25 protein-coding genes are annotated in these 26636 nt (G+C 73.0%); 14 read left to right on the top strand and 11 right to left on the bottom strand.

Annotated elements, in window-relative coordinates:
• Positions 1 to 117: 117 nt before the first annotated feature.
• Positions 118 to 423 carry a DUF427 domain-containing protein gene (locus ASE87_RS10745; protein ID WP_043595892.1) on the bottom strand — a complete coding sequence of 102 codons (306 nt, stop codon included), beginning with the start codon at positions 421 to 423 and terminating at the stop codon, positions 118 to 120.
• Between the two features lie 48 nt (positions 424 to 471).
• Positions 472 to 1068: a hypothetical protein gene (locus tag ASE87_RS10740; protein ID WP_056228417.1), complete on the bottom strand. Its 597-nt coding sequence runs from the start codon at positions 1066 to 1068 to the stop codon at positions 472 to 474.
• Positions 1069 to 1155: 87 nt separating this feature from the next.
• Here ASE87_RS10740 and ASE87_RS10735 point away from each other — a divergent pair, with 87 nt between their 5' ends.
• Positions 1156 to 1644 carry a hypothetical protein gene (locus ASE87_RS10735; RefSeq protein ID WP_043595896.1) on the top strand — a complete coding sequence of 163 codons (489 nt, stop codon included), beginning with the start codon at positions 1156 to 1158 and terminating at the stop codon, positions 1642 to 1644.
• A 31-nt stretch (positions 1645 to 1675) separates the two neighbouring features.
• Here ASE87_RS10735 and ASE87_RS10730 read toward each other — a convergent pair whose 3' ends face one another.
• Positions 1676 to 2179, bottom strand: a complete 504-nt coding sequence (locus tag ASE87_RS10730) for a nucleoside deaminase (protein WP_043595897.1) — start codon at positions 2177 to 2179, stop codon at positions 1676 to 1678.
• A gap of 170 nt (positions 2180 to 2349) precedes the next feature.
• Here ASE87_RS10730 and ASE87_RS10725 point away from each other — a divergent pair, with 170 nt between their 5' ends.
• Positions 2350 to 3033, top strand: a complete 684-nt coding sequence (locus ASE87_RS10725; protein WP_056229532.1) for a DUF1684 domain-containing protein — start codon at positions 2350 to 2352, stop codon at positions 3031 to 3033.
• Positions 3034 to 3118: 85 nt separating this feature from the next.
• On the opposite strand, the gene ASE87_RS10720 is transcribed toward ASE87_RS10725, so the two are convergent.
• Entirely contained in the window at positions 3119 to 3451 is a 333-nt protein-coding gene (locus tag ASE87_RS10720; protein ID WP_056228415.1) for a hypothetical protein, read from the bottom strand.
• A 555-nt stretch (positions 3452 to 4006) separates the two neighbouring features.
• On the opposite strand from ASE87_RS10720, the gene ASE87_RS10715 reads away from it, so the two are divergent.
• Positions 4007 to 5890, top strand: coding sequence for a DEAD/DEAH box helicase (locus ASE87_RS10715; RefSeq protein WP_235472281.1), 1884 nt, complete (start codon positions 4007 to 4009; stop codon positions 5888 to 5890).
• 49 nt (positions 5891 to 5939) lie between these two features.
• Here the strand turns inward: ASE87_RS10715 and ASE87_RS10710 are convergent, their stop codons facing one another.
• Together ASE87_RS10710 and ASE87_RS10705 are read right to left on the bottom strand one after the other, a co-directional pair.
• Positions 5940 to 6908 (bottom strand): hypothetical protein, encoded by a 969-nt coding sequence (locus ASE87_RS10710; RefSeq protein WP_056228412.1) that lies wholly within the window; start codon positions 6906 to 6908, stop codon positions 5940 to 5942.
• 147 nt (positions 6909 to 7055) lie between these two features.
• Positions 7056 to 7604 (bottom strand): NUDIX hydrolase family protein, encoded by a 549-nt coding sequence (locus ASE87_RS10705; protein ID WP_043595902.1) that lies wholly within the window; start codon positions 7602 to 7604, stop codon positions 7056 to 7058.
• A gap of 98 nt (positions 7605 to 7702) precedes the next feature.
• Between ASE87_RS10705 and ASE87_RS10700 the strand changes: the two genes are divergently transcribed.
• A complete protein-coding gene (locus tag ASE87_RS10700; RefSeq protein ID WP_082452559.1) occupies positions 7703 to 8416 on the top strand; it encodes an alpha/beta hydrolase in 714 nt (237 codons plus the stop codon).
• 49 nt (positions 8417 to 8465) lie between these two features.
• The gene (locus ASE87_RS10695; protein ID WP_056228409.1) at positions 8466 to 9143 is read left to right on the top strand and encodes an SIMPL domain-containing protein; all 678 of its coding nucleotides are present in this window, start codon (positions 8466 to 8468) and stop codon (positions 9141 to 9143) included.
• A 329-nt stretch (positions 9144 to 9472) separates the two neighbouring features.
• On the opposite strand, the gene ASE87_RS10690 is transcribed toward ASE87_RS10695, so the two are convergent.
• Positions 9473 to 10681, bottom strand: coding sequence for a GNAT family N-acetyltransferase (locus ASE87_RS10690; RefSeq protein ID WP_056228406.1), 1209 nt, complete (start codon positions 10679 to 10681; stop codon positions 9473 to 9475).
• 126 nt (positions 10682 to 10807) lie between these two features.
• Here ASE87_RS10690 and ASE87_RS10685 point away from each other — a divergent pair, with 126 nt between their 5' ends.
• The 3 genes from ASE87_RS10685 (at position 10808) to ASE87_RS10675 (ending at position 13202) form a co-directional block, all read left to right on the top strand.
• A complete protein-coding gene (locus ASE87_RS10685; protein WP_056228402.1) occupies positions 10808 to 11233 on the top strand; it encodes a DUF1810 domain-containing protein in 426 nt (141 codons plus the stop codon).
• A gap of 119 nt (positions 11234 to 11352) precedes the next feature.
• Positions 11353 to 12348: a prolyl aminopeptidase gene (pip, locus tag ASE87_RS10680; RefSeq protein ID WP_056228398.1), complete on the top strand. Its 996-nt coding sequence runs from the start codon at positions 11353 to 11355 to the stop codon at positions 12346 to 12348.
• On the top strand, positions 12345 to 13202 hold the full coding sequence (locus ASE87_RS10675) for an NAD-dependent epimerase/dehydratase family protein (RefSeq protein WP_056228395.1): 858 nt from the start codon (positions 12345 to 12347) through the stop codon (positions 13200 to 13202). Before pip ends, ASE87_RS10675 begins: the two co-directional genes overlap by 4 nt.
• 153 nt (positions 13203 to 13355) lie before the next feature.
• On the opposite strand, the gene ASE87_RS10670 is transcribed toward ASE87_RS10675, so the two are convergent.
• The gene (locus tag ASE87_RS10670) at positions 13356 to 14249 is read right to left on the bottom strand and encodes an SDR family oxidoreductase (RefSeq protein ID WP_043595911.1); all 894 of its coding nucleotides are present in this window, start codon (positions 14247 to 14249) and stop codon (positions 13356 to 13358) included.
• Between the two features lie 136 nt (positions 14250 to 14385).
• Between ASE87_RS10670 and ASE87_RS10665 the strand changes: the two genes are divergently transcribed.
• The gene (locus ASE87_RS10665; protein WP_043595928.1) at positions 14386 to 14955 is read left to right on the top strand and encodes a phosphatase PAP2 family protein; all 570 of its coding nucleotides are present in this window, start codon (positions 14386 to 14388) and stop codon (positions 14953 to 14955) included.
• A 64-nt stretch (positions 14956 to 15019) separates the two neighbouring features.
• Here the strand turns inward: ASE87_RS10665 and ASE87_RS10660 are convergent, their stop codons facing one another.
• Together ASE87_RS10660 and ASE87_RS10655 are read right to left on the bottom strand one after the other, a co-directional pair.
• Complete coding sequence (locus ASE87_RS10660; protein WP_056229529.1) at positions 15020 to 16018, bottom strand: aldo/keto reductase; 999 nt, start codon at positions 16016 to 16018, stop codon at positions 15020 to 15022.
• Positions 16019 to 16326: 308 nt separating this feature from the next.
• A complete protein-coding gene (locus ASE87_RS10655; RefSeq protein WP_056228392.1) occupies positions 16327 to 16971 on the bottom strand; it encodes an FMN-dependent NADH-azoreductase in 645 nt (214 codons plus the stop codon).
• Positions 16972 to 17112: 141 nt separating this feature from the next.
• Between ASE87_RS10655 and ASE87_RS10650 the strand changes: the two genes are divergently transcribed.
• The 4 genes from ASE87_RS10650 to ASE87_RS10635 all read left to right on the top strand — a co-directional run bounded on the left by ASE87_RS10650 (position 17113) and on the right by ASE87_RS10635 (position 25138).
• Positions 17113 to 18312 carry a Fic family protein gene (locus ASE87_RS10650; protein ID WP_056228389.1) on the top strand — a complete coding sequence of 400 codons (1200 nt, stop codon included), beginning with the start codon at positions 17113 to 17115 and terminating at the stop codon, positions 18310 to 18312.
• 42 nt (positions 18313 to 18354) lie between these two features.
• Positions 18355 to 23286, top strand: a complete 4932-nt coding sequence (locus tag ASE87_RS10645; protein ID WP_056228386.1) for a DEAD/DEAH box helicase — start codon at positions 18355 to 18357, stop codon at positions 23284 to 23286.
• A 3-nt stretch (positions 23287 to 23289) separates the two neighbouring features.
• Positions 23290 to 24066 carry an Fpg/Nei family DNA glycosylase gene (locus ASE87_RS10640; protein WP_043597581.1) on the top strand — a complete coding sequence of 259 codons (777 nt, stop codon included), beginning with the start codon at positions 23290 to 23292 and terminating at the stop codon, positions 24064 to 24066.
• A gap of 325 nt (positions 24067 to 24391) precedes the next feature.
• Positions 24392 to 25138, top strand: coding sequence for a peroxiredoxin-like family protein (locus ASE87_RS10635; protein ID WP_082452558.1), 747 nt, complete (start codon positions 24392 to 24394; stop codon positions 25136 to 25138).
• Positions 25139 to 25148: 10 nt separating this feature from the next.
• Here ASE87_RS10635 and ASE87_RS10630 read toward each other — a convergent pair whose 3' ends face one another.
• On the bottom strand, positions 25149 to 25724 hold the full coding sequence (locus ASE87_RS10630) for an MSMEG_6728 family protein (RefSeq protein ID WP_235472279.1): 576 nt from the start codon (positions 25722 to 25724) through the stop codon (positions 25149 to 25151).
• A gap of 96 nt (positions 25725 to 25820) precedes the next feature.
• Between ASE87_RS10630 and ASE87_RS10625 the strand changes: the two genes are divergently transcribed.
• Positions 25821 to 26513 carry a peroxiredoxin-like family protein gene (locus ASE87_RS10625; protein WP_056228383.1) on the top strand — a complete coding sequence of 231 codons (693 nt, stop codon included), beginning with the start codon at positions 25821 to 25823 and terminating at the stop codon, positions 26511 to 26513.
• The last annotated feature ends 123 nt before the right edge of the window (positions 26514 to 26636 follow it).

Raw genomic sequence — 26636 nt, 5'->3', positions numbered from 1 at the left:
CCCCGCCACGCTCTCCCCGCCACGAAGTAAACAACCCGCCACGTAATCGCGTGGCGGGTTGTTTACTTCGTGGCGGCGTGACAGGTGCGGGGTCGACGGGCGACGCTCGACGGTCGGTCAGTCGACGACCGAGACGTCCTTCCAGAAGGCGACGTAGCCCGAGTAGTCCTTGCCGACGCGGTCGAACGAGGTCGGGATCGGTGTGGGGTAGCTCCAGGCGCGGTCCTGGAGCAGGTCGTCGCCGGACCTCACGCTGAAGTACTGGGTGTCACCCTTCCACGGGCAGTGGTACTGGGTGGGGCTCTCGGTCAGCAGGTCGGAGTTCACGCTCGCGGGCGGGAAGTACCAGTTGCCCTCGATCGAGATCAGCTCGTCTTTCGGGGCCTCGGCGACGACGGTTCCGTCGGTGAGCACTGCCTTCATGGTTCCTCCTGCGGTCGGGGCGACGTTCGGGTCGCTCTGGCCGCAACGCTACGCCGAGGGGGTGAATTCCCCTCGGGAACCGGTCGTGGTGACGACGGCGAGGGCAGCGGAGGACGAGGAGGCGCGGGCCGCGTCGACCACGTCGCCCCGGTCGGTCGCGACCAGCTCGGCCGCCGAGGCCGAGGCCGTCAGCAGGTGCGACGAGGCCCGGGCGAGCGCCCCGGCGGCGGCGCAGGCGAGGGCCGCCTCGGGTGACGAGAAGTCGATGCCGACCGCGGCGAGCGCGTCGACCACCGCTCCGGCGGCGAGCTGGTCCTCGACGGCGGGCCGGAACCCGTCGGCCTCGACCGCCCCCGCGGCGACGATCGCCACGAGCGCGCGGTCGCCTCGTCGGGCCTGACGCTCGACCACGTGCCGGGCCACCTCGGACGCCGCCCCGGCACCGGTGACGACCACGACGTCGGCCTCGCTCGCCACCTCGGGCAGCGCGGCGACGACGCGCGCGGTCTCGTCCCGAGTCAGTGTGCCGTGCCCGTCGAGAACGTCGACCACGACGACGACGTGTGCCCCGGGTGCGATGCGGGCGGCGCCGGCCACGCCGTGGTCGAACCTCACCTGGTACTTCTGCTGGCCGTGCGAACTCATCGGACCAGCGTAGGCAGCCGCAGTCGGACGTCGCCCGTGCGTGACGCGCCGTGACAGGCGATCAGGCGGCGGGAGTTGGATCAGGGCATGCACGTGCAGCTCAAACTCCGCCTCGCCTGCCCCGTCGACGTCGCGACCGACGCCCTGCGCGACCCCCAGGTGATGGTGGCCGTGACGAAGCCGCTGGTCGTCTACCGGTCCGAGTCGCCGTCGGGCTTCCCCGACCGCTGGACCGAGGAGGCACACCCGGTGTCGGCGAGCATCCTCGGCGTCCTGCCGCTCGGCAGCACGCACGTCGACCTCGACTGGCACGAGCGCGACGGTGCGTGGATCCAACGCGACACCGGACGCGGCACGAGCGGGCAGTTCGCCCGCATGCGCATCAACCACCGGATGGCCGTCGTGCCGGACGGGCCGGGCCACACCTTGTTGCGTGACCGACTCGAGTTCCACGCAGGACCCCTGGGCCTGCTGCTCTGGCCCGGGCTGTGGGCGACCTGGCAGTGGCGCGCGTTGCGCATGAAGGCGCTGGCCCCGACCTGGCGAGGGGCGCCGACCCACCCGAAGCACGTCTGACCTCGGCAGCACGCCACACCGGCGGCCGGCGTCAGCTCCAGAACCCGGCGTGGACGGCCGAGGCCTCGTCGAACAGCGCCGGCCCCGACACCGACACCGCGCCTCCCCCGCGGGCGAAGACCTCGCGGCAGGGCAGGTCGAGCGTCGACTCGCCCTCTTGCTCGGTGACCATTCCGAGCAGCTGCTGCTCGGCGAGCGCGTAGACGACCCGACCGATGCCGGCCCAGTGGATCGCTCCGGCACACATCGCGCACGGCTCGGTGCTCGTGTAGAGGGTCGCGGCCTTGAGCGTCGGCTTGTCGAACCGCTGGGCGACGAGGCGGACGAGGTTCGTCTCGGCGTGGCCCGTCGGGTCGCCCTCGGTGACGACCGTGTTCTCGGCCTCGACGACGTCGCCGTCGGCCGTGAGCAGCAGCGAGCCGAAGGGATGGTTGCCGTGGTCACGAGCCTGCTGCGCGACCTCGATCGCGCGGTGCAGCTGCGCGAGGTCGGCCGGGGTGACGGTGGGGTCGGTGGTCGTGGTGTCGGTCGTCATGGGGCGAGCGTAGCCAGGGGGCCCCGTCCGCCGCGGTCGGGACGGCGAGCTGTGGACGGGCGACCCGCCTGTGAGGGAGCCACGGGCGGCGGGGCGACCGCCTGCGTACGGTGGTAGAGGTGACCGACCCGACCCGCGCCTCCTCGTCCACCGGTGAGACCACCGCCGACATCGGCGTCGACGCCTCTGCCGAGGCCGCCGCCGACGCCGCTGCCGACACCACCGCCCCGACGCCCGCCCAGGGCGCGCTCGACATCGCCTCGTGGCGGCGGACGATCCACGGGCTCTACCGTGACGTGCGTGAGGCGACCGACCTGGCGGCGGCCCACGACCTGTGGCGGCGCACCCGCGACGAGTTGTTCTCGACGCACCCCTCGACGCCGCTGCTGCCCGAGGACCGCCCCGACTTCACCGGCCTGCCGACGAAGCCGTACGACCCGGCCTGGCGATTCGAGGTGGCGGTCGAGCCGGCCGAACCGCGACGCATGGTCGTCAAGACCGGCACCGACGGCGACGTGCTCTTCGACCTCGTCGGCGTGGCCGACGTACCCGGCGTCGGCAGCCTCGACGTGTGGAAGCTGGCACAGTACGCGGGCGGCCTGTTCATCCCGATCAAGGACGCGCTGGCGGGCAAGCCCGGCGGCACCTACGGCGGCGGACGCTACCTGATCGACTCGGTCAAGGGTGCCGACCTCGGTGCCGGTGGCGAACCCGGCACGATCGTGCTCGACTTCAACTTCGCGTACAACCCCAGCTGCGCCTACGACCCCGCCTGGGCCTGCCCGCTCGCCCAGCCCGGCAACACGGTCGCGGTCGAGATCCCCGTCGGCGAACGGTACGGGCGCGCGCACTGATCGGACCCCGCGGGCGGACACGCCCATTGCTCGAACCCCGCGGGCGGACGCGCGCACCGCTCGAACCCCGCGGGGGGACGCGCGCCTAGTTCTTCGGCTCGGAGTCGACCTCCACCGCGACGCCGTAGTCGTCACCGCCGTCCGTGCTGATCACCGAGACCGAGTCGTAGACGACGTCGGAGCCCGGGGTCCTGACGTCGCAATGCACCTCCGCCTGGTCGACGACGGAGACCGCGTCGTCGCCGCAGTCGACGTCGGGGCGGATGCCGACCTCCTTCTCGAGGGCGTCGGCGACCGTGGTGGCGAAGGCGCTGGACGACACGGTCCGGTCGATCGAGGCCGAGGCGGTGCATCCGACCAGGGCCGCCGCCAGGACGGAGGCGGTGATCACGCTCGAGACGACTGTCGATGTGCGCATGGGTGCAGACCTTCCGGACGAGGAGGGGACCGCGGTGCGTGCCCCCGGAGCCGCGGCCCTCGCGCCCCCGACGTGTAGCCAACCACGTCGTCCGGTCGGTAGAACGACAGGTCGATCCACGATGAGTCAAGCGTGGCGCGGTGGGGGCGAGGCGTCCTGGGGGGCCGGGCCGCGCCTCCTCGGCTCGTCCCCAGCGCGGGCGCGACGCGCCTTGCGCAGCCGTGCAGACCACACCCGTCGCGTTTTCCGGCCTCAGCCGCTAGGCTGGGGTCACTTGCGAGCCGGCCCGATCGGCTCCCTGCGTCGTAGCACGCCCCTCACCGCCTCTCCGTCCTGGCACACACCCAGGCAGACCAGCAGGCGCGCGAAGCTCACTCTGCGGCGAAACGATCGTGCACACCTGCACCGTCGCCACACCTCGAGCCCGGCTACGACAGCCGTCCTCCCGGCACTGCCCCGCCCTCGTGCGAGCACGTCCCCGACGTGCCCCCTCACCAGCAGGCGGCCAGGCAGCCTCGGCCCGGCTCGACACCGATGCCCCGAAAGGTGCACCACATGTCAACGAACACCCTCGACACCGAGAACACCACCGGCGCCACGAGCGTCGACGAGACGGCCGACGCCGTCACCTTCAGCTCGCTGGGCGTGCCCGCCCCGATCGTGAAGTCCCTCGCCGCCGAAGGCAAGACGACCGCGTTCCCGATCCAGGTCGACACCCTGCCCGACACCCTCGGCGGCCGCGACGTCCTCGGCCGCGGCAAGACCGGCTCGGGCAAGACCCTCGCCTTCTCGATCCCCATGGCCGCGCGCCTCGGAGGCAAGCTGGCCGGCGGCAACCGCCGCGCCGGACGCCCCCTCGGCCTCGTCCTGGCCCCCACCCGCGAGCTCGCCACGCAGATCGACGCCGTCCTCGCCCCGCTCGCCGAGGCCTACGGCATGCGCACCACCACGATCTTCGGCGGCGTCTCGCAGAACCGTCAGGTGCAGGCCCTCAAGGCCGGCGTCGACATCATCATCGCCTGCCCCGGCCGCCTCGAAGACCTCATGAAGCAGGGCTTCGTCAAGCTCGACGCCATCGAGATCACCGTGCTCGACGAGGCCGACCACATGGCCGACCTGGGCTTCCTGCCCGGCGTCACGCGCATCCTGAAGGCCACCCCGAACGACGGCCAGCGCCTGCTCTTCAGCGCCACCCTCGACAACGGCGTGGACAAGCTGGTCAAGCAGTTCCTCCACAACGAGGTGCTGCACTCGGTCGACGAGGCCAACTCGCCCGTCGCCAAGATGACCCACCACGTCTTCGAGACGCCCGACGTCGACAGCAAGAACGCGCTCATCCAGAAGCTCGCGAGCGGCCAGGGCCGTCGCATCCTCTTCATGCGCACCAAGCACCACGCGAAGAAGCTCGCCAAGAAGCTCACCGAGTCGGGCATCCCCTCGGTCGACCTGCACGGCAACCTGTCGCAGCCGCAGCGCGACCGCAACCTCGCCGCCTTCCAGGACGGTTCGGCCCGCGTGCTCGTCGCCACCGACGTCGCCGCCCGTGGCGTGCACGTCGACGACATCGAGCTCGTCATCCACGTCGACCCGCCGACCGAGCACAAGGCGTACCTGCACCGCTCGGGCCGCACCGCCCGCGCCGGAGCCGAGGGCGACGTCGTCACCCTCGTCATCCCCAGCCAGAAGCGCGACGTCGCCCAGCTGATGAAGAAGGCCGACATCCGCCCGACCATCACCGCCGTGACTCCGAACTCGCCCGAGGTCGACGCCCTCGTCGGACAGGTCGCCGCCTACGTCAAGCCCTCGCCCAAGGCTGCCGTCCAGCAGCAGCAGGGTGGCGGCGGACGCTCGCAGGGCGCGAACGCCCAGCGTAAGCGCGCCGCCCGTCAGGACTCGCAGGGCAACCCCATCGCCCGTCAGGACCGTTCGGGTCGCCCCGCCCAGGGAGGCACGGGTCGCGGTTCCGACGCCGGTCGCGCCGGTGCCGGTGCCGGTCGCTCGGGTGGCTCGCGTGACGGCGGCCGCCAGGGTGGCCGCGACGGAGGTGCGCGTCGCGACGCCGCTCCCCGCGGTGGCGCCTCGACCTTCTACTCGACCGAGTCGGGCCGCGGTTCGTCCACGCCCGTCCGCGACGACGCCCGTGGCGCACGTGACGGTGCTCGCGACGAGACCCGTGGCACCCGTCAGACCGGGCGCCGCGCCCAGAGCACCGGCACCCAGAGCGACGGCGGCCAGAGCCGCACCAACGCGGTCCGCAACGACCAGGCCGAGTTCGCGGCGTCGCTCGGCGGCTCGCGCGAGGGCGGCCAGCGTGACGGCGGCCAGCGCAGCGGCGGACGCCGCGCCTCGTCCGAGGGCGGCCGTCCCGGCTCGCTCAAGGTCGGCGGCCTCGTCGGCGGCAAGGCCCGCACCGGCGGCGGCCAGCGCGGCGGTCGCTGACCGTCAGACCCCAGTAAGTCGCTGAGACCCACGTGCGCGCACGGGGGTCTCAGCGGTTTCCTGGGGTCTTGGCGTTCCACTCGCCGTGCGTGCAGCGGGTGAGTCCGGCACGGGCGAGCTTGTCGAGCATGGGTCGATGCTTCAGGGCGTCGTCCCAGATCCACCGGGCGAAACCGCGGACACCGGGCGCGGCACGGATGCGGTCTTCGCGCAGCTTTTCGTCGACCACGACCTGCTCGGGTGTGCGACCTCGTCGTTCGGTCCGGCCGAGGTACTTCACGAGCCCGTCGAACTCGCCGACCACCCCGCAGCACGGCCACCAGAAGTCGACCCGCCCGATGAGTCCGTCGTCGTCGTGGAACCACTTCTGCAGGACGGGGCGCGCCAGCCCGGCCTCGAACATGCCCGCCCGACTGAGCGACTCACCCGCCGACTCCGAGAGTGGATCAGCCAGGGCGAGAGCGAGGGTGGCCACCCGGGTACCTCTGTAGGAGCCACGAGCCTCGAGGTGGGCCCCTGCGGCGGGCCGGTCGAAAGCCTGCGAACGGAGTCCGTGGTCGATGACGACGAGTCCGCCTCGGAGATCGCGGGTACGCGCGACGTCGAGAGCGGCGCGGAGGGGGACGACCGTGGGCATGCCCCACCTGCTGGTGAGGTCGGCGGCGCCGAGGTCGGCGGCGTGACGGACCAGCGTGGACGATGTGAGGGTGCTGGCGCGCCTCCGGTCCACGACGTGGACGCGCTCGGGCCAACGCCCCAGGAGAGGGAACCCGTTCAGGGCGAGCGCCGACTCGTGCGACACGACGACGTCCGAGCTCAGCCGCCCGACCACTCCCCGGACCCGCAGCACGTGCCGCTGTCGCGGGTCGGCCTCGGTCCAGGTCGACGCGGGCACGTAGGCACCGGGAGCGACGCGCACGAGGTCGCCGGCACGAGCGCGACGTCGGAGCGCGTGGTCGTCACGGCCGCCGCGGAGCCAGACGGTTCGCCGGATGAGGTCGTCGTCGGGAGTGGGCACGGTGTCGAGCCTGGCGGACCGACGCGACCCGCGCCTCCTGCCGTCGCTGGCCTGTGGAGAACGTCGCGAGACCCCAGGAAGTCACCGAAACCCCGGCTCGCGCCCGGGGGCTTGAGCGACTTCCTGGGGTCTCAGCCGGGGTCGCGGCTAGTGCAGGGCGCCGACGGAGGCGAGGGCGCTGCGCAGCAGGGTGCCGCGGCCGCCCTCCATCTCGGCGGCGACCTCGTCGGAGGCGGCCTGGTGCGGCGTCAACCAGGTGAGTTCGAGGGCGTCCTGCCTCGGGTCGCAGGTGCCGGTCACGGGCACCACGTAGGCGAGCGACACGGCGTGCTGCCGGGGGTCGGTGTAGACCGACGAGCCGGGCAGCGGGAAGTACTCGGCGACCTGGAACGGCACCGGCGACGGCGGCAGCTGCGGGAAGGCCATGGGCCCGAGGTCTTTCTCGAGGTGGCGGAACAGGGCGGTGCGCAGGCTCTCGCCGTACATCACCCGGCCCGAGACGAGCATGCGCGAGATCGACCCCTCGTCGGAGGCGCGGAGCAGCACCCCGACCTCGGTCACGACCCCCATGCCGTCGGTGCGCACGGGCACGGCCTCGACGTAGAGGATCGGCAGGTGCTGCCGCGCCTGGAAGAGCTCGTCCTCCGAGAGCCAGCCGGGATTGGGGTCGGGGTCGGGTGTCCGCACGGAGCTCATGGCCCATTCTTACCGGCTCGACGGCCCGATCGCGTGACGTGACGCTACGGGCGAACAGCACCGGCCCCGATGTCGCCGCCCGTCGCTAGGCTCGGTCCATGGTGCAGATCGACCCGTCCCTCGTCCAGTGGTCCGCCGTCGAGGCCGAGCGCGACGGGCGACCCCTGCTCGTGCTGCTGCACGGCGTGGGCTCGCACGAGGGCGACCTGATCGGCCTCGCTCCCTACCTGCCGCAGCACTTCGTCGCGGCGTCGCTGCGGGCACCTCTGCCTCATGGTGACGGCTTCTCGTGGTACCCGCTCTCGACGCCCGGGGCGCCCGACCCGGGTGCCGTCGACGTCGCGGCCGAGGCCGTGCTCATCTGGCTGGACTCGCTCGCGAGCGACCACCCGAGCGTCAGCCTGCTCGGCTTCTCTCAGGGCGGTTCGCTCTCGCTGCAGCTGGTGCGGCACGCGCCCGAGCGGTTCGCGTTCGCCGCCGTGCTCGCCGGGTTCGTGGTCCCCGCCGCCGGGGACGACGCCACGCTCGGGCGCGCAGCCGCACGGGACGACGCCGTGACCGCCGTCCGCCCCTCCGTCTTCTACGGCCGCGGCGACGTCGACCAGATCATCCCCGCCGACGCCGTCGAGCGCACCTCGGCCTGGCTCGAGGCGCACGCCGACGCCGAACAGACCGTGTACCCGGGTCTGGCCCACGGCATCTCGCAAGAAGAACTCGACGACCTCAACGCGTTCATCGGTCGCGTGACCGCCGCTCCCGTCGTCGACGCCGACGCACCCGTGTCGGTCGCCGGCGGCGACTCCACCGACTGATCCGGGGCCCGCCCCGGCCCGTCACCCCGTTGAACGAAGGAGGCGCGCGATGGCGACGCTCTCGGTGTCCGGTTCCGCCACCCACCGCCACCGTGCCGAGCGCGGTGTCGTCCACCTCACCGTGGGCTTCGACGGTGACGACCGTGAGAAGGTCGTCCGCGACACCGCCGCCGTGCACTCCCGCCTCAGCGAACAGGCGACGGCCTGGCGCCGCCAGGAGGCCGCCACCTGGTGGAGCGCCCGGAGCGTCACGGTCGCGGTCGAGACCGGGGTGACGACCGACGGGGGCGACGGGGTCGACGAGACCCGCGCCTCCTCGGGGGTGCGGTTCCGTACCCGGGCCGCCGTCGACGTGCGGTTCAGCGACTTCGACGCGTTGGCGTCGTGGGTGGGCGACGTCGCCCTCGAACCGGGCGTGACGGTCGAGTGGATCGAGTGGTCGCTCAGCCACGCCCGCCGACCCGAGGTCGAGAAGGCCGTGCGGGTCGCCGCCGTCGCCGACGCCGTCACCCGGGCCGGCGACTACGCCGAGGCGCTCGGGCTCGGGCAGCCGACCGTGCAGTCGGTGTTCGAGCCGGGGTTGCGACCCGGGGCGCCGGGTGGCGGCAACCCGTTCGGCCTGGCCCGAGCCGTCGCGACGTTCTCGACGGGCGGCCCCGTCACCTTCGACCTGCACCCCGACGACATCGAGGTCTCCGCCGACGTCAGCGCCGACTTCGTCGCCTGACCCTCCCGCCTCCCTCCCCCGGCCCCTGCCCCCTGCCCCCTGCCCGGTGTGCAAATCGCGACGATCGGCCGTCGACACGCCGGGCAGCGGCCGACCTGAGCGGCGTGTCGTCGCGGTGATGTCGGGTAAGGCACGCCAGGAGTCGCACGGCCGGTCGGGTTCGGCACAGGTCGGCACAGGTGGGCACACGCCACCGGTCGGGTTCGGCACAGGTGGGCACACGCCACCGGTCGGGTTCGGCACACACCGACTCGACCCGCCGGTCTGATTCCGGTTCCCGCACCCCGGCGCGCCGCCGTGCCGCCTGCCCGCCCCGCCCGGCCCCCACCTCACAGCGGCCGGTGCCACACCCCTTCGACGCCGATCGGCACGAACCCGACGGCTTCGTTGACGGCGAGCATGGGCCGGTTCTCCTCGGCGTTGAACGTCAACACGGCCGGGCGGCCCGGTTTCTCCACCGCCAAGCGGTCGAGGTTGGCGACCTTCACCAGCCAGCCCAACCGGTGCCCGCGGTGCTCCCGCCGCACGAGGGTCATCTGCTGCATCAAGGGCCGCGACGCGTCGTCGGGCACCGCGAGGTCGGAGCACGCGACGAGCCGGCCCGTCGGCACGTGCTCGGCCGCCGCGGTCAGCGAGGCACGCCCGCTCGTGGCGCGTCGCCGCTCGGCCTCGACGAGGCGTTCGACGGTCCAGACGTCCTCGGGTTCGGGCACGTCGCCCATGGGCGCGTCGGTGCTCAGTGCGGTCGCCATGGCCGCGACGTCGGACTGCCAGCGCCGGGGCGTGGGGCCCGACCAGGTGTGGACGCGGTACTCGTCCCCCGCCGCGGCGAGCGCCTCGGAGCGGATCGCGGCCAGCGCCTCCTCGTCCACCGGCAGGGGCAGGCGGCTGATGCGCTCGACCTGGCCGAGCGCGTAGCCGCGCGAGAGCGCGAACCGGACCTCCGAGGAGGTGCGGGGCACCCACCCGTGACCGGTCGAGGCCTCGAGGCGGTCGGCCGGGGCGGTGGCGGGGCCCGGGCCCGCTGCGGGTCCCGAGCCGGAGGCGGCGTCCTGGCCAGAGGTGGCGTCCTGGCCCGAGGCCACCCCCTGGCCGGAGGCGACGAAGGAGATCACGTCGGTCCGACCGGCGGCGCGGGCGACGGCCTCGACGTGGTCGAGCAGGGCCGTGCCGAGCCCCCGGCGGCGGTGCTCGGGGTCGACGGCGACCCAGAGCCAACAGGTCGTGACGGCCGGGTCCGAGAGCGTCTCGTACGTGGCCTGGCCGACGATGCGCCCCTCGGCGCGCACCACGAACAGCCGCCGCGGCGTGAACGGGTCGTGCCACTGCGGCAGCTGCTCGGCCGGAGAGAAGTCGAGGTCGCCGAAGCCGAGCACCGTGGCCTGGACGGCGTTCTCGAGGGCGATCGCCTCGACGTAGGCGGCGACACGGTCGGCGCGGTCGGCGTGGTCGGGGCCGGGGTCTGCGTCGCGGTCGACGACGGGACGGGGCTCGAGCGTGCGGGGAACGACGATCTCGTCGATCACGATGTCGGTCACGGGGGCTCCGGGGTCGAGGCGGGGACGTGGTCCGCCGCCCGGCAGGGCAGCCGACCAGCGTAGCGCCGTCCTCGCCCTCCGCACCAGGGGGGAGACGGTTCGACTCGCGGCGCGTAGAACGGGGCGATGAGCGACCCCTTCGACCTCGACCGGTACGTCCGCGCGCAGGACGCCGGAGGCACCCACGACCAGGCCCTCGCCGAGCTGAGCCGTGGCCGGAAGACCTCGCACTGGATGTGGTTCGTCTTCCCGCAGATCACCGGCCTCGGCCGCAGCGGCATGGACCGCACCTACGCGATCCGATCCCTCGACGAGGCGCGGGCCTACCTCGCCCATCCCCTGCTCGGCCCGCGCCTGTGCGAGGCGGCGGGCGTCGCGGCCCGGGCGGACGCCGCGAGCGCCGGCGAGCTGATGGGCGGGATCGACGCCCTCAAGCTGCGCTCGTCGATGACCCTGTTCGCACGGGCCGACCCGGCCGAACCCGAGTTCCGGGCCGTGCTCGATCGATGGTTCGACGGCGTCGAGGACGACCTGACCGTCGCCCGCCTCTGAGCCCGTCCGCGACCGTCCGTCGGGCGACGACTCCTCCCCGGACGAGGAGGCGCGGGTCGTCGCCCCCAGGCGCCGCGCCTCCCCTGCCGGTGTCGGCACCCACGGCTACGCTCGTCGGCATGCGCCAGCTCTACCCCGAGATCGAACCGTACGACTCCGGCCTGCTCGACGTCGGAGACGGCCAGCACGTCTGGTGGGAAGAATGCGGCAACCCCGGCGGCAAGCCCGTGGTCTTCCTGCACGGCGGGCCCGGCAGCGGGTCGTCGCCCGCGCACCGCCGACTGTTCGACCCCGACCGGTACCGCATCGTGCTGCTCGACCAGCGCGGGGCGGGTCGCAGCACGCCCCACGCCGGCACGTTCGGCACCGACCTCTCGACGAACACGACCCACCACCTCGTGGCCGACCTCGAGACCCTGCGCGAGCACCTGGGCATCGACCGGTGGCAGGTGTTCGGCGGCTCCTGGGGCTCGACCCTGGCGCTCGCCTACGCCGAGACCCACCCCGACCGCGTCACCGAGCTCGTGCTGCGCGGCATCTTCACGCTGCGACAGAGCGAGCTCGACTGGTTCTACGAGGGCCCGGCGTCGAACGTCCTGCCCGACCGGTGGCAGGGCTATCTCGCCCCGGTGCCGGTCGACGAACGCCGAGCGGGCGGACTGATCGAGGCCTACTCGCGCCTGCTCGCCGACCCCGACCCCGCCGTCCACGGGCCCGCCGCCGTGGCCTGGTCGTCGTGGGAGGCCTCGGCGATCACCCTGCTGCCCCGCCCCGACCTGGTCGAGCGGTACTCCGACCCGGCGTTCTCGCTGGCCTTCGCCCGCATCGAGAACCACTACTTCGTCCACCGCGGCTTCCTCGACGAGGGCCAGCTCATCCGTGACGCGCACCTCGTCGCCCACATCCCGACGGTCATCGTCCAGGGCCGCTACGACCTGTGCACGCCGGCGACCACGGCCTTCGACCTGCACGCCGCCCTGCCCGACGCCGAGTTCGTCCTGGTCGACGACGCCGGGCACGCGTTCGACGAGCCGGGCATCCTCGACGCGCTGATCGCGGCGACCGACCGGTTCGCCGAGGCGCCGACCGCGTCCGACGACGAGGCGACCCGATGACCGTCGTCCTCGCCGGCTGCGGCGACCTCGGCACCGAGGCCGCCCTGCGGTTCGTCTCCCTCGGGCACCGCGTCCTCGGCCTCCGTCGCTCGGCGGGCAAGCTGCCGACCTCGATCGAGGGCGTCTCGATCGACCTGAGCACCGCCCGCCCCACCCTCCCCGCCGACACCGAGGTCGTCGTCGTCGCCCTCTCGGCCGGGTCGCGCGACGTCGACACCTACCGGGCGTCCTACGTCGACGGCCTGCGCAACGTCCTCGACGCACTCGACGAGGCCGGGGCGGTCGACGCCCGGGTGCTGTTCGTCTCGTCGACCGCCGTGTACGACGTCGACGACGGCAGCGTCGTCGACGAGGCCACACCGGCGACCGGGGCCTCCGCGACGGCCGAGGTGATCCTCGAGGCCGAAGCTCTGCTGCACGCACGCCGTCCCGACGGGATCGTCCTGCGCCTCGGCGGCATCTACGGCCCGGGCCGGGAGCGGCTCATCACCCAGGTGCGTGACGGAGAAGCGCGACTGGCCGAGCCTGCCGGTAGCTCCCCCCACACGAACCGCATCCACCGTGACGACGCGGCGGCCGCGATCGTGCACCTCACCACCACCTCGGCGCCGACCGACGTCCTGTACGTGGGGGTCGACGACGAGCCGTCGAGGCTCGACGACGTGCTGACGTTCGTGGCCGACGAACTGGGGGTGCCCGTGCCGCCGAGCGCGCCTCCTCGGGGCCGTCAGGCCGGCGGAGACAAGCGGCTGTCGAACGCACGACTTCGCGGCACCGGGTTCGCCCTCACGTACCCGACCTTCCGCGAGGGGTACCGCGCCGTGATCGCGGGCGAGGGCGTGCGGCATCCCTGAGCCGGGCCCGCCCGGGCTCGGTCCGCACGATCTGCACGGGCTTCGCCCGAGCGGTCCGCCCCGCGCACGAGAACGCCGTCGAGTGGACGGCGCACCGCGGCTCCAGGCGGTGTCCGGTCCGCTCGACGGCGTCCTCGAGGGTGCGTCGACGATCTAGTGGATCGGCGTGCCACCCGTCACGGCGATGGTCTCGCCGCTGATGTAGCTCGACTCCTGGCTGGCCAGGAACACGAACGAGGGGGCCAGCTCGACGGCCTGGCCGGGGCGCCCGTAAGCGGCCTCCGAGCCGAAGCTCTCGATCTTCTCGTTCGGCACGAACGCGGGCTGCAGCGGCGTCCAGACGGGGCCGGGCGCGACGCCGTTGACGCGGATGCCCCGCTCGGCGAGCTGCTGGGCCATGGCGCGGGTCCAGTTGGCGATGCCGGCCTTCGACACGGCGTACTCGGCGAGGTCGGGCGACGGCTGGAAGCCCTGGATCGACGAGGTCGTGATGATCGACGCCCCCGGCTGCAGGTGCGTCGACGCGGCCTTGGTCAGCCAGAACAGCGGGTAGATGTTGGCCTTGAGGACGTGGTCGAGCGTCTCGGTCTCGAAGTCGTCGATGCTGCTGACCGTCGGCATGACGCCGGCGATGATCGCCAGGATGTCGAGTCCGCCGAGCTCGGAGACCGTCTTCTCGACGACGTCGACGTTGGTCTGCTCGACCTGCAGGTCGCCGGGCAGCAGGACGGCGGTGCGACCGGCCTCGCGGACGAGCGCGGCGACCTCCTCGGCCTGCGACTGCTCCTCGGCGAGGTAGCTCAGCGCGACGTCGGCGCCCTCGCGGGCGAAGGCGATGGCGGTGGCGCGGCCGATGCCGCTGTCGGCACCCGTGACCAGGGCCTTGCGGCCGGCGAGGCGACCGCTGCCGACGTAGCTGGTCTCGCCGTGGTCGGGCTCGGGCTTCATGGCGTGGACGTCGCCGGGGGCGCTCTGCTGCTGGTGCTCGAAGGGCGGCTGCGGGTACTGGGTGACGGGGTTCTGCGGGGTGTACATGTTGTCTGCCATGTCCCCCGGTGTACGCGGCGGCGACGCCGCGCCGGCCCAGCTTGTACCCCGGCCGACGGCGACCACATCGGCCGCGGCGCGACGAGCGGAACCGAGGAGGCGCGGCGCGGCCCCCGGAGAAAGATACGGTGGTCGCGTGCCCCTGCTGCCACTGCCTTCCGAGACTCCCCGTCAGGTCCTGCCCGCCTGGGTGCTGCGCGCCGACCGACGGGCCGCGAAACGCATCAACTCGGTCCGAGGGGTGCCGGTCGTCGACCGCAACCTCAGCCGCCTCAGCCACTTCGCCGACCACGGGCTGTTGTGGGCCGCGGTCGCCGCGGGTCTCGCTCTCGTGGGTCAGCGACGCGCCGCCGTGCGGGGCACGCTGTCGCTCGGCTTCGCCAGCGCCATGGCCAACATCGTCGGCAAGCGCATCTTCGGCGGCAACCGTCCGCTGATCGACGACGTCCCGATCGAACGACGCCTGCGCAGCCAGCCGCTGTCCGCGTCGTTCCCGTCCGGCCACGCCGCTTGTGCCGCCGGGTTCGTCACGGGCGTCGCGATCGAGTCGCCGGGGGCCGCGGCAGCCCTGTTGCCGCTGGCCGGCGCGGTCTCGTGGTCGCGCCTCCACGTGGGGGCGCACTGGACGTCCGACGTGGTCGGCGGGCTGATCATCGGGTCGGGCGTCGCGCTGGTCGGGCGACTCGTGTCACCGCGCGAGCGCTGACCCGACGGGGTCCCCGGTCCGGCTCGGCGAGACCGAGCGGGACCGCCCCACGGCCCGATCGCCGCTACCAGCGGGGGTGGACGGCCTCGCGGAAGTACTGGTCGTAGACGCGGACGACCTCGCTGTCGAGCCCGTCGTCGAGGTCGCCGACGCTGCCGGCCGCCGCGTTCGCCGTGGCCTGCGCGACGTTGCGCGCGCCGGGGATGACCGTGCTGACGCCCGGCTGCTCGACGATCCAGGCGAGGGCGGCCTGCGGCACGGTGACGCCGTCGGGGACGGCCGCGGCGAACTCCTGCGCGGCGGCGACGCCCTGCTCGAAGTCGACGCCGCTGAAGGTCTCGCCCTGGTCGAAGGCCTCACCGTGGCGGTTGTACGTGCGGTGGTCGTTCTCGGCGAACGTCGTCTCGGTCGTGTACTTGCCCGAGAGCAGCCCGCTCGCGAGGGGGACGCGGGCGATGACGCCGACGCCGGCGCGTCGCGCGGCCGGCAGCACCTCGTCGAGGGGCTTGAGGCGGAACGCGTTGAAGATGATCTGCACGGTCGCGAGGTTCGGGCGCGCGATGGCGGTCAGGGCCTGCGCCGTCTCTTCGACGCTCACGCCGTAGGCGCGGATCGCCCCGTTCTCGACCAGCTCGTCGAGGGCGTCGTAGACGGCGTCGCTCTCGAAGACGGGGGTGGGCGGGCAGTGCAACTGCACGAGGTCGAGCGTGTCGACGCCGAGGTTGCGGCGTGAGCGGTCGGTCCACGCGACGAAGTTGTCGCGGACGTAGTTCGACGGCACCTGGTCGAGCCGGCGGCCCATCTTCGTGGCGACCGTCAGCGGGACGTCGGGGTTCGACGCGCGGAAACGCCCGATGATCTGCTCGCTGCGTCCGTCGCCGTAGACGTCGGCGGTGTCGAAGAAGGTCACCCCGGACTCGACGGAGGCGCCCAGCACGTCGAGCGCGTCGCTCTCGCTGACGTCACCCCAGTCGGCACCGAGCTGCCAGGTGCCGAGGCCGATGACCGAGACGGGACGGTCGGCGAGGAAGGATGAACGGGTTCCGAGGGTGCGGCTCTGCATGTCGTCGAGCCTAGCCACGCCGCACGACGGCTCGCCCAGGCGCAGGCGCAGGCGCAGGTACGGCTCCGGGTGCCGCTGCGGTCGGCGCCGGGACGCGTTCACGCTGCGGACGAGCGCGTAGGCCACGACGACCGAGACGAACGCCGCGAAGAGGAACGCCGCCCCGAACCCGGCCTGCCCCTGCAGGAGCCGGACGAGCCCGACGATCGCGAGAGCCGCGGCCAGCATGCCGAACACGCGCGCGACGACCGACTTCACGCGGCGTGCGGCCCCGGCCCGACGGCCGCCTCGTCGACGCGACGACACGGTCAGCCGAGGCGGCGGGCCGAGGCGACCGCCGCCTCCTTCGCCTCTCGCAGTTCGCGCGCCGCTCGCTCGCGGGCGGCCTCGGGCATCGGCAGCCGGTCGCTGAGCGTGAGGTTCGTGGCGATCGTCTCGACGTGCATGCCGAGCGTCGACCCCAGGACGATGTCGAGGACCGGGGTGGCGTGGTCCCGGCCGGCCGTGGGCGTGCCCTCGTCGTAGACGCCGCCGCGGCTGGTCACGACGACCGCGGGTCGTCCGAGCATCGGCTGCTGGTCGTCGCCGTCGAAGGGCGCCGTGACGCCGGGCAGGTGGATGTTGTCGACCCAGGCCTTCAGCGTCGAGGGCAACGAGTAGTTGTAGAGCGGGGCACCGATCACCACGACGTCGGCGGCGACGAGTTCGGCGATGAGGGCCTGCTGCAGGGCCTCGTGGGCGGGGTCGGGGGCGTCGCCCGGCTGCCGGAGCCGCGGCGGCCAGTGCAGCGCGCTGTCGCTCAGGTGCGGCAGCGGGTCGACGTGCAGGTCGCGGCGGGTGACCGTGTGGTCGGCGCCGAGGTCGCGCCAGGCGTCGGCGAACGCCGCGGTGATCGCGCGTGAGCGGCTCGTCGTGAGGTCGGCGGACGAGTCGAGGTGGAGCAGGTTCGGCATGCGCCCACCGTAGCCGGGCGGCCGACACGGTCGGCGAACGTTGCGCCGCGGGGTCACAGACCATAACCTCGTCGCAGCAGATTATGACTTGGCGCCGCAAGTCATAAAACAGTACGACCGGATTCTGACTTGTGAGGTGTCGTGACCGCCAACTGGCCTCCACTCGACCACGAGCAGGTCGCATGGGTGCCGTCCGGGCGCCCGACAGCCGGGCTGCGCACCGAGCTGTTCCGCTCGGCCGTGTTCCGTGCGGCGGTGCCCCCACTGATCGGCGCACTCGACCCCGCTCCGTCGCCCGAGGTCGCCGCTCTCGCCGAGGACGCCTCTCTCGAACTGACCCGCTTCGACGCCACCCTCGGCGGCGAGGTGGCGGCCTTCGCTCCGCTCCTGCTGCGCAGCGAGGCCGTCGCCTCGTCGCGCATCGAGAACCTGACCGCGAACGCCCGATCCGTGTTCTCGGCCGAACTCGGGGACGAACGCAAGCGCAACGCGACCCTGATCGCGGCGAACACGCGGGCCATGTCGGCGGCGATCGACCTGGCTGACGAGTTGACCCGCGCCTCCGTCCTCACGATGCACGCCACGCTGATGGCGTCGGACGCGCGGCACACCCCCGGCGCCCTTCGGACCGAGCAGGTCTGGATCGGTCGTAGCAGCGCCAGCCCCGTCGGCGCCGAGTTCGTCGCCCCCGTCAGCGAACGGGTCCCGGGCCTGCTCGACGACTGCCTGACCTTCGCACGACGCGACGACCTACCCGTCCTCGTCCAGACCGCCGTGACCCACGCCCAGTTCGAGACCATCCACCCGTTCACCGACGGCAACGGTCGGACGGGGCGATCACTCACCCAGGCGATGCTGCGGTCCAAGGGGGTCACGCGGTCCGTGACGGTGCCGGTCTCGGCGGGTCTGCTGACCGACGTCGACGCCTACCACCGGGCCTTGACGGCCTACCGGGCCGGCGAGCTCGACCCGATCGTGCGGTTGACGGCCGAGGCTTCCCTCCGGGCGGTCGCGAACGCCCGGACGCTCGTCGACGACCTCCACGACGTCCGAGCGTCCTGGTCTGCCCGCGTGACCGCACGACGCGACTCCTCGGTCTGGCGCCTGCTCGACCTGCTCGTCCACCAACCCGTCCTCGACGCCAGGACGGCCGCTTCCCGGCTCTCGCTCGCCCCGAGCAACGTCTACCCCCTGCTCCGACGGCTGGTCGAATCCGGAGTGCTGAAGCAGAAGGCCGAGTACAAGATGGGCCTGATCTGGCGGGCGGACGAGGTCCTCGAGGCGCTGGATGCGTTCGCCACGCGCTCAGGACGTCGGGGCGAGGCCACCGTGCTGGGCTGACCCCTCGGCGGAATGTCGGTGGTGCAGAGCAGGATGGCAGCGATGACCGACGTGCTCGACCGCTTCTCCCCCGCGACCCGCGAGTGGTTCCGGGGGGCCTTCGCCGCGCCGACCCGGGCGCAAGAGGGCGCCTGGACGGCCATCAGCCAGGGCGACCACGCCCTCGTCATCGCACCGACCGGCTCGGGCAAGACGCTCGCCTCGTTCCTCTGGTCGATCGACTCGCTGGCCTCGTCGCCGCCGCCCGACGAGAAGCTGCACCGCACCCGCGTGCTCTACATCTCTCCGCTCAAGGCGCTCGGCGTCGACGTCGAGCGCAACCTCCGCTCGCCACTCGTGGGCATCACCCAGACCGCTCGACGTCTGGGCACCGAGGCTCCCGACATCACGGTGGGCGTGCGCTCGGGCGACACGAGCTCGAGCGATCGCGGCCGGCTCGCCCGCACCCCGACCGACATCCTCATCACGACGCCCGAGTCGCTCTACCTGATGCTCACCTCGCAGGCGCGCGAGACCCTCAAGGGCGTGCAGACCGTCATCATCGACGAGGTCCACGCCGTCGCCTCGACGAAGCGCGGCGCCCACCTCGCCCTCTCGCTCGAGCGCCTCGACGCCCTGCTCGAGAAGCCCGCGCAGCGCATCGGGCTCAGCGCGACCGTCCGACCGCCCGAAGAGGTCGCCCGCTTCCTGGCCGGGCCGGCACCCGTCACCATCGTCAATCCCCGCGCCGACAAGAAGTTCGACCTGCGCGTCGTCGTGCCCGTCGACGACATGACCGAGCTCGGCACCGCCGCCCCGCTCGAAGGGTCGGCCGCCGGCGCCGCACCGCAGGGCTCGATCTGGCCGCACGTCGAAGAGGGCATCGTCGACCTGATCGCCGCGCACCGCTCGACCATCGTCTTCTCGAACTCACGCCGCCTGGCCGAACGCCTCACGGCCCGCCTCAACGACATCTGGATCGAACGCCAGGGCGGCGACCTCGAGGCCGCCGTGCGTGCCACCGAGGAGGCACGGGGCCAGCTGGTCACGGCCGGTGGCGTCGGCGACGACCCGGCCTCCGACACCGTCGATCCCTTCGCCCCGGCGCCCGCCGCACAGCGCAACCCGGCCGTCGGCGGCGGGGCACCGGCCCAGCTCATGGGCGGGTCGGGGCAGACCGCCGGCAGCGATCCCCTGCTCGCCCGGGCCCACCACGGGTCGGTGTCGAAAGACCAACGCGCCCTGATCGAGGACGACCTGAAGAGCGGCCGGCTGCGCTGCGTCGTCGCCACCAGCTCGCTCGAGCTCGGCATCGACATGGGTGCGGTCGACCTGGTCATCCAGGTCGAGTCGCCGCCGTCGGTCGCCAGCGGCCTGCAGCGCGTCGGCCGTGCCGGGCACCAGGTCGGCGAGACCTCGCGGGGCGTGCTGTTCCCCAAGCACCGGGCCGACCTGATCCACTCCGCCGTCGCCGCCGAGCGCATGGTCGCCGGGCTCATCGAAGAACTGCGCGTGCCGACCAACCCCCTCGACGTGCTGGCCCAGCAGACCGTCGCGGCCGTCGCCCTCGACGAGCTCGACGCCGACGCCTGGTTCGACACGGTGCGCCGCAGCGCCCCGTTCGCCACCCTGCCGCGCTCCGCCTTCGACGCCACCCTCGACCTGCTCAGCGGCAAGTACCCCTCCGACGAGTTCGCCGAACTGCGGCCCCGCATCGTCTGGGACCGCGTTCACGGCACCCTGACCGGCCGCCCGGGTGCCCAACGCCTCGCGGTGACGAGCGGCGGCACCATCCCCGACCGGGGCCTCTTCGGCGTCTTCATGGTCGGCGAGAAGGCCGCCCGCGTCGGCGAACTCGACGAAGAGATGGTCTACGAGTCCCGGGTCGGCGACGTGTTCGCCCTCGGGGCCACGAGCTGGCGCATCGAGGACATCACCCACGACCGTGTGCTCGTCTCGCCCGCCTACGGCCAACCCGGCCGCGTCCCCTTCTGGAAGGGCGACGGCATCGGGCGCCCCGCCGAGCTCGGCAAGGCCATCGGCGGCTACGTCCGCGAACTGTCGAACTCGAGCGAGGCCGACGCCACCACCCGCGTCGCCGCCGGCGGCCTCGACGAGCGGGCGGCTCGCAACCTCATCGCGTTCCTCGGCGAGCAGAAGGCCGCCACGTCGTACGTGCCGACCGACACCACCCTCGTGGTCGAGCGCTTCCGCGACGAGCTCGGCGACTGGCGCCTCATCCTGCACTCGCCCTACGGCATGCAGGTCCACGCCCCGTGGGCACTGGCGGTCTCGGCCCGCATCCGCGACCAGCTCGGGGTCGACGGCGGGGCCATGGCCGCCGACGACGGCATCGTCGTGCGCATCCCCGACACCGACGCCGAGCCTCCCGGGGCCGAGTTGTTCTCGTTCGAGCTCGACGACCTCGACGAGATCGTCACCGAAGAGGTCGGCGGCTCCGCCCTGTTCTCGTCGCGATTCCGCGAGTGCGCCGCCCGGGCGCTGTTGCTGCCCCGGTACAACCCCGGCAAGCGGTCGCCGCTCTGGCAGCAACGCCAGCGGTCGTCGCAGCTGCTCGACGTCGCGCGCAAGTACCCGCAGTTCCCGATCGTGCTCGAGGCCGTCCGCGAGGTCCTGCAGGACGTCTACGACCTGCCGGCCCTGATGAGCCTCACCCGCGACCTCGCGAGCCGCACCGTGCGCATCGTCGAGACCGAGACCGAGGTGCCCTCGCCCTTCGCCCGGTCGCTGCTCTTCGGCTACGTCGCCGCCTTCATGTACGAGGGCGACTCACCGCTCGCCGAGCGGCGTGCGGCCGCCCTGTCGCTCGACTCGAGCCTGCTGCAAGAGCTGCTCGGCCGGGCCGAGCTGCGCGAGCTGCTCGACGCCGACGTCATCGACCAGCACGAGCTCGAACTGCAGCGCCTCGCTGCCGACCGTCGGGCCCGCGACATCGAGGGCGTCGTCGACCTGTTGCGCCTGCTCGGCCCGCTGACGACCGACGAGATCATCGACCGCAGCTGGCTCGCCGCGACCCTCGTCGCCGGCGACGTCGCCGCCCGCGACGACGCCCACCGCGCGCTCGAGACCGCCCTGACCGACCTCGCCTGGTCGAACCGCGTCCTCCGCTTCACCCACGCCGGCACGGTCCGCTGGGCCGGCATCGAGGACGCCTCGCGCCTCCGGGACGCCCTCGGCGTCGCCCTGCCGATCGGCGTGCCGACCGCGTTCGTCGAACCGGTCGACGACCCGCTGGGCGACCTCATCGGCCGGTTCGCCCGCACCCACGGCCCCTTCACCCCCGCCATGGTGGCCGACCGTCTCGGCCTCGGCACCGCCGTCGTGATGGACACCCTGCGCAAGCTCGCCACCCAGCGTCGCGTCGTCGAGGGCGAGTTCCGGCCCCGGCAGCAGGGCAGCGAGTGGTGCGACTCCGAGGTGCTGCGTCGACTGCGCGGCAAGTCGCTGGCCGCCCTGCGTCACGAGGTCGAACCGGTCGCCCCCGAGACGCTCGGACGCTTCCTGCCCGCCTGGCAACACGTCGCCACCGGGCTCAAGGGTTCGGGGCTGCGCGGCCTCGACGGCGTGGTGCAGGTCGTCGACCAGCTCAGCGGGGTCTCGCTGCCCGCCTCGGCGTGGGAGTCCCTGATCCTGCCGGCCCGCGTGACCGACTACAACCCGTCCATGCTCGACGAGCTCACCGCCACCGGCGACGTCATCTGGTCGGGCACCGGCACCCTGCCCGGCAACGACGGCTGGGTCAGCCTGCACCTCGCCGACGGCGCCCAGGTCACCCTGCCCGAACCGTCCGGGGCCGAGACCGACGACCTGCAACGCGAGGTGCTGGCCGCCCTGGCCGGCGGCGGGGCGTACTTCTTCCGGCAGCTCTCCGACGCCGTCGGCAGCACCGACGACGACTCGCTCGTCACCGCCATCTGGCAGCTCGTCTGGGCGGGGCAGATCACGAACGACACCTTCGCTCCCCTGCGCACCCAGGTCGGCGGCGGACGCACGCCGCGGCCGCGCACCCCGACGCGGTCGCGCTCGTCGTACCGCAGCCGCGGCCGGGTCGCCATGCCCCGACAGGCGGGTCCGCCCACCGTCGGCGGCCGCTGGTCGCTGCTGCCCCTGGCCGAACCCGACGGCACCGTGCGTGCCGCCGCGACGGCCGAGATCCTGCTCGAGCGACACGGCGTCGTCACCCGGGGCGCCGTCGTCAACGAGGGCGTCCGCGGGGGCTTCTCGACGGCCTACAAGGTGCTCAGCGGCTTCGAAGAGTCGGGTCGCGCCCGCCGCGGCTACTTCGTCGAGGGCCTCGGAGCGGCGCAGTTCGCGACCGGGCCGACGGTCGACCGCCTGCGGTCGTTCGTCCGTGACGAGGGCGACCGCCGCGACGAAGACACCCTCGTCGCCGCGGGTCGTCAGCGCGACGTGCCCGTGGTGACCCTGGCCGCCACCGACCCGGCGAATCCCTACGGCGCCGCCCTGCCGTGGCCCGGGCAGACGCTCGACGGGGTCTCGGCCGACGAGGCCGCGGCCGTCGCGAGCGCGGCGGCACGAGCCGCCACCGCCGCGGCGGCGACCACGGCGACGGGAGCCGGGACGCGCGCCGAGGCGGGCGCCGCGGTTGCCGCGACCCGTGCCTCCTCGGGGGGTTCCGACCGCGGGACGAACGACCCGTCCGGAGGCGCGGGCGACAAGAAGAAGTCCGGTCACCGCCCGGGGCGCAAGGCGGGTTCGCTCGTGGTGCTCGTCGACGGCCGACTCGTCGTCTACGTCGAACGCGGCGGCAAGACCGTGCTGACCTTCGGCGAGCCGGACGAGCGCGAACTCGCCCTGGCCGCGGGTTCGCTGGCCGCCACCGTGCGCAACCGCATCGGCAAGCTCGCGGTCGAACGGGTCGACGGCGCGTTCGTGCTGGGCACCGCCCTCGGCGACGCCCTGCGCGATGCCGGATTCGCACCGACGCCGAGCGGCATCCGGTTGAGGGCCTGACCGATGCCCGAAGGAGACACCGTCTACCGCGCCGCCAAGAACCTCGACGCGGTGCTGCACGGCCAGACGCTCACCGCCAGCGACTTCCGGGTGCCGGCGTTCGCCACCGTCGACCTCAGTGGTGAGGTGATCGACGACGTGATCGCGCGCGGCAAGCACCTGCTGCACCACATCGGCGACCTGACGCTGCACACGCACCTCAAGATGGAGGGCTCGTGGCACGTCTACCGGCACGGCACGAAGTGGAAGCGCCCGGCCTACCAGGCGCGCGTGGTGCTCGAGACCGCCGACTGGGTCGCCGTCGGGTTCGACCTCGGCATCGTCGAGCTCGTGACCCGCGACGACGACGACAGCGTGGTCTCGTACCTCGGCCCCGACCTGCTCGGCCCCGACTGGGACGCCGCGCGGGCCCTCGCCAACCTCGAGGCCGACCCGGCCCGCGAGGTCGGACTCGCACTGCTCGACCAGCGGGTGCTCGCCGGGGTGGGCAACGTGTACCGCAACGAGCTCTGCTTCCTCCGGGGCGTCCTGCCGACGCGTCCCGTCGGCGAGGTCGAGAACCGACCCAAGATGATCGACCTCGCGCACCGGCTGATCCAGGCCAACAAAGACCGGGTCGACCGCACCACGACCGGCAACCTCCGCGGCACGACGGACTGGGTCTACGGCCGGGCGGGCAAGCCGTGCCTGCGCTGTGGCACGAAGATCCTGCGGGGCGAGCTCGGCGAGAGCGAACTCGAGCTGCGCGACACCTACTGGTGCCCGCACTGCCAGAGCTGACGGTCGCCTGCCCGACCGGCAGGCCGCCGCGCCACCACGCCACCACGCCGCCTCGCCACCACGCCGCCACGCCACCACGATGTGAACATCCCGCCACGCAATCGTGTGGCGGGATGTTCACATCGTGGCTGCATGGGTCGGTGGCCGAGCAGCGCCGGGATGCAGGGTCGATCGGCAGGGCAGGGTCCGAGCGCCCGAGAGCCCGAGCGCCCGGCCGCATGTGACGCCCCGTGACGCGGATCGGCGTCGGTCCGAGGCGACGTGCCTACGATCGGCGACACCCGACGGCCGTACCCGGCGAGCCCGTCAGCGCGAGAGGACGACCATGTCGAACACCAGCACCCCCGACACCGCCAGCACCGTCGACACCACCGGCACCACCGGCCCCGCCGGCCCCGCCGGCCCCGCCACCACCATCGCGGATCAGGTGACCGACTTCAACCAGGGCTTCACCGCGCAGATCGGCCCCGACTTCTCGAAGGTCTTCGACGACGAACAGAGCGCCCTGCGCGAGGCCGGCGTACCCGACGACGCCGTGAAGCCCGGTGACACCGTCGTCGAGGCGACGCTGCTGACGCCCCAGGGCACCGAGGTCTCACTCGCCGAGACCGTCGGCGAGGGGCCCGCCGTGCTCGTCTTCTACCGCGGCGCCTGGTGCCCGTACTGCAACCTGACGCTCAAGACCTACCAGGCCGAGTTGCTGCCGCGCCTCCGTGAGCGCGGCGTCGCGCTCGTCGCGATCAGCCCCCAGACCCCCGAGGGCTCCGAGGCGTCGGTGACGAACGGCAGCCTCGAGTTCCCCGTGCTGTCCGACCCGGGCAACGTGCTCAGCGGAGCCCTCGGCATCCGGACCGAGCCCAGTGCCGACGCCCGTGCCGTCCACACCCAGCTCGGGTTCGACGTCGCCGACAGCAACGCCGACGCGACGGGCGACATCCCCTTCCCCACCGTGCTCGTCGTCGACCACGACGGGGTCGTCGTCTTCGCCGACGTCCACACCGACTACACGACGCGCACCGAGGTCGACGAGATCGTCGCCGCCCTCGACCTGCTGGAGGCGCGCGCGGCCTGACCCCGCCCGGTCACCGCGACGCGTCGCCCGCGGTCGGCACGGGCCAGACGTAGTCGAGGTCGGCTGGTTCGTCGCCGAACACCGCGGCGTAGGACTCGGGTGCCTTCGCCAGCAGCTTCGACCGGTGCGAGCGGTGGACGTCCTCCCGGCCGAACCACGGAGGCAGCTCGAACTCGTCCGCGCGGAACGCCGCCGCGTCGGCGGGCACCTCGTCGAGGGTGGCGAGCGTCTTGTCGAGGCAGGTGTCGGCGAAGCCCCGAGCCACCCAGGCCGCGCAGGTCGCGACCTGGTACGCCATCAGGGCCGGCCGGTGCCCCCGCCACATCGCGGTGACCGGATGGCTCTGCCAGCCGTAGCCGGGCACGACGAGTGCCCGCATGACCTGGAGCGTCTCGACCCGCTGCTTGCCGAGCCGCTTGTCGTCGAGCACCTCGGCGCTGGCACGGAAGTCGGCGTAGGGGAGGAACGTCTGCACCGCACCAGCCAACACGCCCGTGCGGGACGACGGGCGGCCGTCGAGGACGATCGCGCGGCCGTCGAGGACGAGCGCGCGGCCATGCCCGGCCCGGACGATTGCGAACACCACCCCTCACCATGCGGTCCCCCGGGCACGCATCCGCCTACCCTCGATCGAGGTGACCGGCCCGAACCCGGTGCACCCCGTCACGGTCGAGAGGACCCCATGTCGAACGCCGACTCCCCCATCCCCACCCGCATCGCCGACCAGGTGACCGAGTTCAACGAGGGCTTCAACGCCGAGATCGGCGCGGACGCCACGAGGGTCTTCGACGACGAGCAGTCGGGACTGCGCGACTCGGGGGTCCCCGCGGCCGCCGTCCGGGTGGGCGACACCATCGTGGACGCGACGCTCGTGACGACCGCCGGTGACGAGGTCTCGCTGTCGGAGACCGTCGGCGAGGGTCCGGCCGTCCTTGTCTTCTACCGCGGCGCCTGGTGCCCGTACTGCAACCTGACGCTCAAGACCTACCAGGCCGACCTGCTGCCCGAACTGCGCGAGCGCGGCGTCGCCCTGGTCGCGATCAGCCCCCAGACGCCCGAGGGCAGCGAACGGTCCGTCGCGAACGGTGGCCTCGAGTTCCCGGTGTTGTCCGACCCGGGCAACGTCCTCGTCCGGGCGCTGGGCATCCAGACCGAGCCGGTCGCGGCCGCCCGGGCGGTGCACTCCGACCTCGGGTTCGACGTCGCCGACAGCAACGCCGACGCGACCGCCGACGTGCCGTTCCCGACCGTCCTCGTCGTCGATCGTGACGGCAAGGTCGTCTTCGCCGACGTCCACGTCGACTACACGACCCGCACCGAGGTCGACGAGGTCGTCGCCGCGGTCGACGCGCTCGACACGCCCCCCGCCTCCTGACCGGCACCGCGCCTCCTGCGCCGCGCCGCGCCTCCTGACTCCGAGGAGGCGCGCTCGGCCCCGCTGCGCCGGTCACCCCTGTGCCGTCGACCCCTGTGCCGTCGACCCGCGTGCCGTCGACCC

Source organism: Frigoribacterium sp. Leaf44 (assembly GCF_001421865.1).
Taxonomy (GTDB): domain Bacteria; phylum Actinomycetota; class Actinomycetes; order Actinomycetales; family Microbacteriaceae; genus Frigoribacterium.
The sequence above is the reverse complement of the archived record's forward strand: the minus strand, read 5'-3'. Positions and strand labels throughout refer to the sequence as shown.